At 73.1% G+C, this 10,548-nt stretch carries 12 protein-coding genes and 1 pseudogene; 6 read left to right on the forward strand and 7 right to left on the reverse strand.

From position 1 onward, the window contains the following. Positions 1-110: 110 nt before the first annotated feature. Positions 111-569, reverse strand: coding sequence for an Lrp/AsnC family transcriptional regulator (locus tag ACSNOB_RS16210; RefSeq protein ID WP_436687392.1), 459 nt, complete (start codon positions 567-569; stop codon positions 111-113). Positions 570-628: 59 nt separating this feature from the next. Between ACSNOB_RS16210 and ddaH the strand changes: the two genes are divergently transcribed. Then, the gene (ddaH, locus tag ACSNOB_RS16215; protein ID WP_436687393.1) at positions 629-1,462 is read left to right on the forward strand and encodes a dimethylargininase; all 834 of its coding nucleotides are present in this window, start codon (positions 629-631) and stop codon (positions 1,460-1,462) included. Between the two features lie 101 nt (positions 1,463-1,563). Here the strand turns inward: ddaH and ACSNOB_RS16220 are convergent, their stop codons facing one another. Together ACSNOB_RS16220 and ACSNOB_RS16225 are read right to left on the reverse strand one after the other, a co-directional pair. Continuing rightward, positions 1,564-2,760 carry an ABC transporter substrate-binding protein gene (locus tag ACSNOB_RS16220; protein WP_436687394.1) on the reverse strand — a complete coding sequence of 399 codons (1,197 nt, stop codon included), beginning with the start codon at positions 2,758-2,760 and terminating at the stop codon, positions 1,564-1,566. A gap of 79 nt (positions 2,761-2,839) precedes the next feature. Continuing rightward, a complete protein-coding gene (locus ACSNOB_RS16225) occupies positions 2,840-3,637 on the reverse strand; it encodes an alpha/beta hydrolase family protein (RefSeq protein WP_436687395.1) in 798 nt (265 codons plus the stop codon). Between the two features lie 82 nt (positions 3,638-3,719). Between ACSNOB_RS16225 and ACSNOB_RS16230 the strand changes: the two genes are divergently transcribed. Continuing rightward, positions 3,720-4,322 carry a bacterial proteasome activator family protein gene (locus ACSNOB_RS16230; RefSeq protein ID WP_436687396.1) on the forward strand — a complete coding sequence of 201 codons (603 nt, stop codon included), beginning with the start codon at positions 3,720-3,722 and terminating at the stop codon, positions 4,320-4,322. Between the two features lie 31 nt (positions 4,323-4,353). Here ACSNOB_RS16230 and ACSNOB_RS16235 read toward each other — a convergent pair whose 3' ends face one another. Together ACSNOB_RS16235 and ACSNOB_RS16240 are read right to left on the reverse strand one after the other, a co-directional pair. Then, entirely contained in the window at positions 4,354-5,166 is an 813-nt protein-coding gene (locus tag ACSNOB_RS16235) for an HAD family hydrolase (RefSeq protein WP_436687397.1), read from the reverse strand. Continuing rightward, positions 5,166-5,987 carry an HAD family hydrolase gene (locus tag ACSNOB_RS16240; RefSeq protein WP_393108439.1) on the reverse strand — a complete coding sequence of 274 codons (822 nt, stop codon included), beginning with the start codon at positions 5,985-5,987 and terminating at the stop codon, positions 5,166-5,168. The genes ACSNOB_RS16235 and ACSNOB_RS16240 overlap by 1 nt, the downstream gene beginning before the upstream one ends. Before the next feature lie 194 nt (positions 5,988-6,181). Here ACSNOB_RS16240 and ACSNOB_RS16245 point away from each other — a divergent pair, with 194 nt between their 5' ends. Next, the gene (locus ACSNOB_RS16245; protein ID WP_436687398.1) at positions 6,182-6,703 is read left to right on the forward strand and encodes a GNAT family N-acetyltransferase; all 522 of its coding nucleotides are present in this window, start codon (positions 6,182-6,184) and stop codon (positions 6,701-6,703) included. Positions 6,704-7,442: 739 nt separating this feature from the next. Here ACSNOB_RS16245 and ACSNOB_RS16250 read toward each other — a convergent pair. Next, positions 7,443-8,192: a hypothetical protein gene (locus tag ACSNOB_RS16250; protein ID WP_436687399.1), complete on the reverse strand. Its 750-nt coding sequence runs from the start codon at positions 8,190-8,192 to the stop codon at positions 7,443-7,445. 111 nt (positions 8,193-8,303) lie between these two features. On the opposite strand from ACSNOB_RS16250, the gene ACSNOB_RS16255 reads away from it, so the two are divergent. The 3 genes from ACSNOB_RS16255 to ACSNOB_RS16265 all read left to right on the forward strand — a co-directional run bounded on the left by ACSNOB_RS16255 (position 8,304) and on the right by ACSNOB_RS16265 (position 10,052). Continuing rightward, a complete protein-coding gene (locus tag ACSNOB_RS16255) occupies positions 8,304-8,735 on the forward strand; it encodes an OsmC family protein (RefSeq protein WP_393108445.1) in 432 nt (143 codons plus the stop codon). A gap of 105 nt (positions 8,736-8,840) precedes the next feature. Beyond that, positions 8,841-9,185, forward strand: a complete 345-nt coding sequence (locus tag ACSNOB_RS16260; RefSeq protein WP_393108652.1) for a metallopeptidase family protein — start codon at positions 8,841-8,843, stop codon at positions 9,183-9,185. A gap of 144 nt (positions 9,186-9,329) precedes the next feature. Beyond that, complete coding sequence (locus ACSNOB_RS16265) at positions 9,330-10,052, forward strand: AIM24 family protein (RefSeq protein ID WP_436687400.1); 723 nt, start codon at positions 9,330-9,332, stop codon at positions 10,050-10,052. Positions 10,053-10,125: 73 nt separating this feature from the next. Here ACSNOB_RS16265 and ACSNOB_RS16270 read toward each other — a convergent pair. After that, a pseudogene (locus tag ACSNOB_RS16270) lies at positions 10,126-10,548 on the reverse strand (prephenate dehydratase); the annotation flags it as partial.

Below are 10,548 nucleotides of genomic sequence, written 5' to 3' on the forward strand. Positions count from 1 at the left end.
ACGCGCCCGCCCGGCGCGTGGTTCCGACCCGGCCGGGCTTTCCGCGCTGTTCCCCGGCGGCGCACCTCGGCGGTACCGCGCCACCAGGTGCCGGGTGCGGGGCCGGCGGGTCAGCCGACGGAGGGCCCGACGCCGGGGGACTCGACCAGGCGGGAGAGCACGATGGTGCTGCGGGTGGAGGTCACGAAGGGCTCGGCCCGCAGCCGCTCCAGCGCCGCCTCCAGGTGCGCGATGTCGGCGGCCCGCAGGTGTACGAGGGCGTCGGCCTCGCCCGAGACGGTGTACGCGCCGACCACCTCCGGGTGCCGGCGGGTGGCCACCCCGATCTGGGCCGGGGTGGTCCGGCCGGCGCAGAACAGCTCGACGAACGCCTCGGTGGTCCAGCCGACGGCGGCCGGGTCGACGACCGCCGTGAAGCCCCGGATCACCCCGGCGGAGCGCAGTCGGTCCACCCGCCTCTTGACCGCCGGGGCGGAGAGTGAGACCCGTTGTCCGATGTCCGCGTACGAGGCGCGGGCATCCGCGACGAGTAACGCAATGATCCGCTGGTCTACGGCATCTATCTGCAACGTTCCGCCTCTGGGAAGCAACGGTTGTGGCTGTTACCAAAGTTCCACGGTACCTACCCTTGGTCACCGTGAACCAGCAGCGAGTCCCGCGAAAGCGGACATATCTCATGTGCTCGCCCGAGCACTTCGCGGTCGAGTACGCGATCAACCCGTGGATGGACGTGACCACCCCGGTCGACCCGGAGCTGGCGGTCAAGCAGTGGGACCGCCTGCGGGAGACCCTCGTCGGTCTCGGCCACGAGGTGCACCTGCTCACGCCCGAGCCGGGCCTGCCCGACATGGTCTTCGCGGCCAACGGCGCGTTCGTGGTCGACGGCACCGTCTACGGCGCGCGGTTCAAGCACGAGCAGCGCACCGCCGAGGCCGCCGCGCACCGGGCGTTCTACGAGTCGCAGGGCTGGCGGTTCATCGCGCCGAGCGAGACCAACGAGGGCGAGGGCGACTTCGCGTACCTGCCGGAGGCGCACGGCGGGCTGGTCCTCGCCGGGCACGGCTTCCGCACCGAGCTGCCGGCGCACGCCGAGGCGCAGGAGGCGATCGGCCGTCCGGTGGTGTCGCTGCGCCTGGTCGACCCGCGCTTCTATCACCTGGACGTGGCGCTCGCCTCGATCGACGACGAGAACATCGTCTACTACCCGGGCGCCTTCTCGGCGGCCAGCCAGAAGGTGCTCGCCCACCTCTTCCCCGACGCGGTGGTCGCGGATGACGAGGACGCGCTGGCCTTCGGCCTGAACCTGGTCAGCGACGGGCTCAACGTGGTGCTCAACAGCGAGGCGACCCGGCTGGCCGGGAAGCTGAAGGCGGCCGGCTACCACCCGGTCCCGGTCGAGCTGGCCGAGCTGAAGAAGGGCGGCGGCAGCGTGAAGTGCTGCATCGCCGAGCTGCGCCACTGAGTCCGGCCGCGCCGCCGGGCCGCTGAGCCGGGCCGGGTACGACGAAAGGGCCGGCCTTCCGGGAGGGGAGGCCGGCCCTTTCGCTCGTCGTGTCGGTGCGCTCAGCCGAGCGTGGCCAGCTCGGTGACCAGCACGTTCGACAGCACCTGGCCGTCGAGCTGGACCTCGCGCAGGTACCACTTCTGCTGCGGCGTGCGCGGCTGGTTGAACTGCCACACCCCGCGCGGGCTGTCGATCTGGCCGATCTTGCCGAGCGCCAGGTTGACCTGCTGCGGGTTCGGCGTGTCCCCGGCGACCCGGATGGCCTGGTCGAGCACCTGCGCGGCGTCGTAGGAGGCCATCGCGTAGGTGGTGGGCGAGGCACCGTGCTTCTTGCGGTACGCGGAGGCGAACCGCCGGTTGGCCGTGTTGTTCAGGTCGGCCGAGTAGTTGAGGGCGGTCTGGATGCCCATCGCCTCCTCGGCCTTGACGCTCTCCAGGACGGTGCCCTCGGTGAGGAAGCCCGGCGCGTAGACCTTGCCCTTGAACCCCTCCATGCGCAGCTGCTTGATGAACTCGACGGCCGCCGGCCCGGCGTAGTAGCAGAACACGGCGTCGGGGTTCCGGTTCAGCGCGGCGCGGATGTCGGCCCGGTACGCCGACTTGGACGGGTTGGTGAAGACGCCCGTCCAGGTGACCGGGTCCTTGATGCGCTGGTCGGTCTCGCCGAACTCCTGCTTGAAGCCCCGCACCACGTCCTGGCTGCCGACGTTCTCCGGCGCGATGATCGCCAGTCGCTCCGACGCGCCGAGCTGCTCCCGCAGGTAGCGGCCCAGCGCCCGGCCCGCCTCGTCCAGCACGTACGACGTCCGCCAGATGTAGACGACGCTCTGCAGGCTGGTCGGCGAGGCGTTCGAGCCGATCAACGGCACCCGGGCCTTCTCGACGGTGTCGCGGATGCCGAACATGATGTTCGAGTCGACCACGCCGGTGAGGGCGAGCACGCCCTGCTTCAGCAGCCCCTCGACGGCGGCCTTGCCGGTCTTCACGCTCTCGCCCTCGTCGGCGGTGAGCAGGGTGACCGGGTGCCCACCCAGGCTGTTCTCGTTGAGGTCGAGGAAGAGCTGGAAGCCGTTGGTGATCTCGTCGCCGATCGCCTTGAGGCCGCCGCTGGTGGGCGCGATGAGGCCGATCTTGATCGGGCTCCGCCGGCCCGCCGGTTCCCCCTCGGCGGCGTCGGTGCCGCAGCCGGCGGCGAACCCTGCCGTCCCGAGCGCGGCCAGCAGTTGAAGTGCCCGCCTGCGGTTCATCTGCGACACGGAGTTCCTTCCGGGGAGCGTTGCAGGGCGGATCACGCCCCCTCGGCGTTCTACCCGGTCAGCGACGCTGCGTCAATGCTTAGCGATCTTCGAGCAAAGATCGAAAAGCAGCCGTGACCTCAGGCCAGGCCGCCGACTCCGGATCGATGAGCCCGAAATGCTCGCATTCCGGCAGCTCAACGAGGCGGATCTCGCCCCCGGCCGCCCGGCCGGCCGCGACGAACTCCCGGCTCATCGCCACCGGCACCTGCTCGTCCAGCGCACCATGCACGACTACTGTCCGTGCCGGAATGGGTACCAACGGCCGTGGATCGGCTACGGCGTACCGGTCGGGGAAGTCCGCCGGGCCGCCGCCGAGCAGCGCGGCCACCGCGCCGGAGTCCAGATCCAGCCGGTACGCCTCGGCGAGGTCCGACACCGGGGCCAGGGCCAGCACGCCCCCGACGGTCGCCGGCGCGGTCGCCGCCGCGTACAACGCCAGGTGTCCGCCGGCCGAGTGGCCCACCAGGACCGGGGGCCCCGCGGCGACGTGCCCGGGCAGCGCCTCGGCCGCCAGCCGGGGCAACTCGTTCACGCCGGTCAGCACGTCGGTCAGCGTTCCGGGCCAGCCGCCACCCGGCTGCCCCGTCCTGCGGTACTCCACCTGGGCCACCGGGTGGCCGAGCGCGGCCAGCGCGGCGGCCAGCGGGCCGGTGTGCCGCCGGTCGTACTCGGCCCGCCAGAAGCCGCCGTGCACCACCACGACCAGCGGTCGGGCCGGGCCCGACCCGGCGGGCCGGCGGAGATCGGCGATCTGGTCCGGATGGTCGCCGTAGGAGACGGTGACGTCCGGGGCCGGAGCGGGGCGGCTGAGCACGGCGCGCGGGTCGGCGGGCATGGCGCGACCGTAGCGCGGATCACCCGCCGATCCGGCGTCGGGATCGGTCCCGGGGCGCATGGCCGCCGGCGGCTGGGTAAAGATGGATCCCATGACCGAAGCGCACTCCGCTGGACAGAACGACGAGCCGGGCCAGGACGGCACCGGTCGCTCCGGAACGGTGGTGGTGGTCGGCCCGGACGGCCGGCCGGTCGGCACCGTGCAGACCGACGAGGCCGCTGGCGAGGACCCCACCCGACTGGTCGAGCAGCCGGCCAAGGTGATGCGGATCGGCAGCATGATCAAGCAGCTCCTGGAGGAGGTCAAGGCCGCCCCGCTCGACGATGCCAGCCGGCACCGGATGCGCGAGATCCACCAGCGGTCGATCGTCGAGCTCAAGGAGGGGCTCGCCCCCGAGCTGCGGGAGGAACTGGAGCGGATCTCGCTGCCCTTCACCGAGGAGAAGGCGCCCAGCGAGGGCGAGCTGCGCATCGCCCACGCCCAGCTCGTGGGCTGGCTGGAGGGCCTCTTCCACGGCATCCAGGCGGCCCTCGTCGCCCAGCAGATGGCCGCCCGGGTCCAGCTGGAGCAGATGCGCTCCGGCCGGCCGGCGCTGCCCAGCGGCCCCGGCGGCGTGATGCCGGGCATGCCGGGCATGGGCCAGCCGCAGGGCGGCGAGGGGCACAGCACCGGCCAGTACCTCTGACCGTGTCGGCCGGCCGGGCCCCGGCCGGCCGTCACCCCGCCCCGAAGACCTTCTCCAGGTACGTCGCCACGCCGTCCGTCGAGTTCGCCGAGGTCACCTCGTCGGCGATCTCCAGGACGGCGGGGTGCGCGTTCGCGACCGCCACCCCCCGCCCGGCCCAGGTCAGCATCGGCACGTCGTTGGGCATGTCGCCGAACGCGAGCACGTCCCGTGCCTCGATCCCGATCCGGGCGCAGTACCAGGCCAGCCCGGCCGCCTTGGTCACGCCCGCGGCGGAGATCTCCACCAGCCCCGAGTACGACGAGTGGGTGGCCTCAGCCAGCCCGCCCAACGCCCCGGCGACCAGGGCGACGAACGCGTCCGGGTCCTGGTCGGCGGCCCGGGCCAGCAGCTTCACCGCCGGCGCCGCCAGCAGCTCCTCGGGCGTCTCGACCGCCCGGATCGCCCCGTGGTCGGCGTCCCAGCGCAGCGGGTAGTGCGCCTCGTGCCGCATCTGCCGGCTGTCGACGATCTCCACCGCGAAGCTGACGTCGGGCACCTCGGCGCGCAGCCGCCGGGCCACCTCCGCCAGCAGTTCCGGGGCGAGCGGGTCGGCCCGTAGCACCTCGTCGGCAACCGGGTCGTAGACCACCGCGCCGTTGGCGCAGATCGCCGGCAGGGGCTCGGCGAGCTGGTCGTACACGAGTTTCAACCAGCGGATCGGACGGCCGGTGACCAGCACGACCGGCGTGCCCCGCGCGGAGATCCGCGCCAGCACGTCGGCGGTGTGCGGGCTGAGCGAGCGGTCGTCCCGTAGCAGGGTGCCGTCGATGTCGGTGGCGATCAGCCGAGGTGCCTCTCCCATCAGCGGGACAGTAGCCGATCGAGGTACACCGCCACTCCGTCGTCGTCGTTCCGCAGCGTCACCTCGTCCGCGGCGGCGCGGACCGTCGGGTGGGCGTTGGAGACGGCGACCCGCGCCCAGCCGGCCCACGCGAACATCGGCAGGTCGTTGGGCATGTCGCCGAAGACCAGCACCTCGGCCGGGTCGACGCCGAGCCGCTGCGCCACGACGGTCAGCCCGGTGGACTTGTCCACCCCCGGCGGGCAGATCTCGACGAAGCCCAGCCCGGCCTGGGTGAGCGTGGCGACCTCCGGCGGGACGACCTGCCGGGCGACGGCGAGCAGCTCGTCGACGTGGTGGTCGGCGGTCCGGACGAACGCCTTGATCACGTCGCAGGAGAGGCACTCGGCGCGGCTGCGCGCCTCGAACGCGTCCTGGTAGGGCCAGCTCGGGTGGTAGTCGCCCCAGAGCGGCGCGCCGTGCTCGTCCGACGCCTCGACCATCACCGTCAGCGGCCCGACCGCCACCTCCAGGTCGGCCAGCAGCGTGGCCAGCACCTCGGCGGGGAGGCGCTCGTCGCGCAGCACCACCGGCCCGGCCGGGTCGCTCTGGTCGACCACGCGGCCGCCGCCGGCCATCACCAGGAAATCGGCGGCGCGGATGTCGTTGCGGGTCAGCTCGGCCAGCCGGGGTCCGCGGCCGGTCGCGCCGACCACCGGGATCCCGGCGGCCCGCACCCGGTCGAGCACCTCGTGGGTGTACGCGGAGACGGTCTCGTCGCTGCGGACGAGCGTCCCGTCCAGATCGGTGGCGATCAGCTTGGGCAGGCCCGGGCGGGTCATCGTTCCTCCTTCGCCCGCCGCCGCCGCAACCAGCCGTTTCGGTCGTCGGTGCCTCGACCCTGAGTGACGGCGGGCAGCAACCGTACCTCGCGCGGCACGTCGCAACCATGGCGTTTCGGCGAATGCGGTGCCAACGGACGACGGCCCGACGGTGTCCCCGTCCAGGGCTCTCCGGCGGGCCGTACGGTGGGCGGATGGAAAAGCGGGACTGGCCGGTGGCGGAGGTCATCGGGACCGAGCGGCTGGTGCTCGAACCCCTTCGGGTCGACCACGCCGAGGAACTCGCCCCCCTCCTGAACGACGAGGCCCTGCACGAGTACATCGGCGGCAGCCCGGCGACCCCCGACGAGCTGCGGGAGCGCTACCGCCGGCAGGCGGCCGGGCGGTCCCCGGACGGCCGGGAGGGCTGGCTCAACTGGGTCGTCCGGCACCGGGACACCGGCGACGCGATCGGCACCGTGCAGGCCACCGTGCGGTTCGACGGCGACCGGCCGGTCGCCGAGCTGGCCTGGGTCGTCGTGGCGCCGCACCAGGGTCGGGGCTACGCCGGCGAGGCCGCCGCCGGCATGGTCGGCTGGCTGGCGGAGCAGGGCATCGGAGCGCTGGTCGCGCACGTGCATCCCGACCATCGGGCCTCCGCCCGGGTGGCCGAGCGGCTCGGCCTGCGGACCACCGACGACATGGTGGACGGCGAGGTCCGCTGGGCGGCCCCCTGAAGAGTGCGGAACGATCGGCCGGTGCCGAGGGGGACCGGCGTCACCGTCCCCGGCTCTTCGGACCTGTGGGCAGAGTCTCTAGACCTCGGCAGGGATGCCTGTCACGACGCTGTCGAGCTGAATCGTTTACGACATCATCGGCGACCAACCTCGGAGGCAAGGCGGTCCGGGTGACGCGCGCGGTGTGGACAGCGGTGACGCCGGCGGTGCGATAGCGCCGACAACGAGCACAACGCGGGCGATGCGAACAGCAAGAGACCGCGCCGACCGTGCGGTTGGTGCGGTGGCGGTTGCGCGATGGGTATCGGGCGGTGGGTCCGGGGGCGCCGGCTGTGTGGGTGGTGCGGTGCGGTGCGGTGGCGGTAGCGCGACGGGCATCGGCGGCGGGTTGGTGGATGAATCGTTTACGACATCAGCTCGACAGTCGTCCTTACATCGATCGGCGCCCGCAGCCGACGACGCGCCGCGTCCAGTCGGCGGAAGGCGTCGACCGGTGTGCCGCGTCCAGTCGGCGGACCGCGTCGACCGGTGTGCCCCGTCCGTTGGGGGAAAGCGTGGACCGGTGTGCCGCGTCCGTTGGGGACCGCGTGGACCGGTGTGCCGCGTCCATCCGCGCGCCCCGCTCCCGGCAGCCCAGCGCACGGCGGGCCATCCGGCTGGTGGGGACGTGCCTGGCTCCGCGAAACGCGGCTGGCGGCCGCCAGTGTGGGGCCGGCGGTCACCGTCGAGCGGGGGCCGGTCAGTCCCGGGGCTCGGGGCGGGCGAAGGGGATGGCCGGCCCGACGGTGAGGTCCGCCGGCGCGGGCGGGCCGTCGTCCTCCAGTTCCCGGCCCCTGCGGCTGCGGCGGCGCAGGCCGACCGGCTCCGCCTCGCCCCCGTCGTCCGCCGCCTCGTCCGCCGCCTCCTCGGGCGGCGGGAGGGGGCCGGCCGGGGCCAGCTTCAGCGCTACCGCGAAGAGCGCGCAGGCGACGAAGGCCGCCACCAACCCCCGGCCGTGCTCGACCCGGAACCCGTCGTCGGTCGAGTAGAAGAAGACGCGCTGACCCGCCTCGTCGAGCGAGGCGGCGGTCGCGGTCAGCAGCGCCAGTAGCGCCCCGGCCAGGGTCAGACCGGCGATCCGGACGTTGCGCCGCACAGTCGCGGTGCCGCGCAGCGCGAGCGCGACCGCGCAGACCAACGCCAACAGCCCGACCAGGTAGCCGACCCCGAAGCCGCCGATGTCGGAGACTCCGCCGGGCACCCGTACCGGAGTGTTCCCCTGCGGGCCGGCGTTGGGAATGGTCATCACCTGCCACTCGCCGAGCATCGAGGCGAGGGCGGCCACCGCGCCCAGCGCCGCGAGCAGCGACGGCAGCCGGCGGTCCCGGCCCAGGCCGGAGAGCGTACGCCCGAACCGGCCCGGAGGGGCCGACTCCGCCCCGCCCCACTCCACGACGGCGGTGCCGTCGGACCGGTGGTCCTGGCGGGGAATCGGGAGATCCTGGGACATCGGCCACCCTTCCGCGTTCGCGGGCCTGAGCGAAATCATGACACAGCACGCACCCGAGGACGCGGAGCGTGAACGGTCGCCGGTCGGTGCCCTTTCGGATAGCGTCGTGGCATGCCTATCCGTACCGCTTCCGCACGTTGGCAGGGCAACCTCACCGAGGGGTCCGGCACGGTCCGCACCGGCAAGGGCGGGCTGGCGGGGAACTACTCTTTCAAGTCGCGCTTCGAGGAGGGCGAGGGCACCAACCCGGAGGAGCTGATCGGCGCCGCGCACGCCGGCTGCTTCTCCATGGCGTTCTCCAAGGCGCTCGCCGAGGCCGGCTCGCCGCCCGCGTCGGTGGAGACCACCGCCAAGGTCCACCTGGACAAGACCGACGCCGGAATGACCGTCACCCGGATCGAGCTCGACACGGTCGGCGACGTGCCGGGCATCGACGAGGCGCAGTTCACCAAGCTCGCCGAGACCGCCAAGGAGAACTGTCCGATCTCGCGGCTGCTCTCTCCGGGCGCGCAGATCACCCTGACCGCCCGCCTCGCCTCCTGACCCACCCGCGTCCGCCTCCACCGGGAGCCACGCTCCCGGTGGAGGCGCGCCGATCTTGACCGGGCCGCACCGGCCGCGTCGTCGGGGCAGAATGGGCGGGTGCCGGTGGAGATGAGCCGCGAGCGCTTCGAGGAGCTGGTCGGCGAAGCGCTCGACGAGGTGCCCGAGGAACTGCTCGCCCTGATGAGCAACGTGGTGATCCTGGTCGAGGACGACCCGCCCCCCGGCGAGGACCTGCTCGGCCTCTACGAGGGGCACGCCCTGACCGACCGGGGCTGGGACTACTCCGGCGTGCTGCCGGACCGCATCCTCATCTACCGCAACCCGATCCTGCGCCTCTGTGACGACGACGAGGACGTGGTGGACGAGGTCGCGGTGACGGTGGTGCACGAGATCGCCCACCACTTCGGCATCGACGACGAGCGGCTGCACGAGCTGGGCTGGGGCTGACGGGGCGCCAGAGCCGACGCCGGGCCGGCGGGAGGCCCCGGGGCGCGACGACCGGCGTCCGGGCCGGGCCGGTCGGCTGGTGGTCGGCGGTTGCGACGGTCGCCTACGGTCGGTCCAGGCATCGCGATTTCAGGAGGCACTTCCATGCGCAGCGAGCTCTTCTCCGCCGAAAACCTGGAGAAGGAGTCCGCGCAGCCCGGCATGCGGCTGCAGAACTCCAAGATGTTGAAGATCGAACTCAACGGCGAGGCGATGGCCCGCGTCGGGTCGATGGTTGCCTACCAGGGGCAGGTGCAGTTCCAGGCGCTCGGTTCCGGCGGGCTCGGCAAGTTCCTTAAGCAGAAGCTGACCGGCGAGGGCGTTCCGCTGATGAAGGTCACCGGCCGGGGTGACGTCTTCCTCGCCGACTTCGCCAAGGACGTGCACATCATCGACCTGGAGCCCGGCGACGCGCTCTCCATCAACGGCTCCAGCGTGCTGGCCTTCGACTCCACCCTCCAGTACGACATCCGGATGGTCGGCGGCGCGGGCATGGCCTCCTCGTCGGGCCTGTTCAACTGCGTCTTCACCGGTCACGGCCGGATCGCCATCACCACCAAGGGCACGCCCGTGGTGCTCAACGTCGACGCTCCCACCTACGTCGACCCGCAGGCGGCCGTCTGCTGGTCGGCCAACCTCCAGACCGGCTACCACCGGGCGGAGCAGCTCGGCCTCGGCACGCTGCTCGGCCGGCGCACCGGCGAGGCGTTCACGATGAGCTTCGCCGGTCAGGGCTTCGTCGTCGTCCAGCCCTCCGAGGAGCCGCCGATCATGGGCAGCGGCACCCAGGAGCAGCAGGGCGGCCTCCTCGGCGGCCTGCTCAGCTGACCCGCCACGCGCGCACACCGCCCCCGCGCCGCCGACCCGGCCCAGCCGGCTCCGTGGCGCGGGGGCGGTGTCGTCAGCTGAGGTCGCCGGCCCGGAGGCGGGCCAGCCAGGCGGCGGCGTCGGCGTAGTCGGCGTCCGAGAGGCCGGGCGGGGCGGGGACCGGCCGCTCGCCCGCCGCCGGGGTCCAGCGGTGCCGGGGGTACGAGCCCAGGAAGCGCACGTCGGCGCAGACCCGGCGCAGCCCCTGCAACGCCTCCCCGAGCCGTACGTCCGCCACGTGCCCGGTGCAGTCGAGGAAGAAGACGTACCGGCCGAGCGCCTCCCCGGTGGGCCGGGACTCGATCCGGCTCATGTTGACCCCCCGGACGGCCAGCTCCATCAGCACCGCCAGCAGCGCGCCCACCCGCCGGACGCGGTCGTGGTCGACGTGCTCTCCAACGGCGCGGCCGGGGCGGGGTGCTCCCCGACGGCGCCCGGGTCCGGGTGCGGACCGGCC

This window comes from Micromonospora sp. URMC 106, from assembly GCF_051386395.1.
GTDB lineage: Bacteria > Actinomycetota > Actinomycetes > Mycobacteriales > Micromonosporaceae > Micromonospora.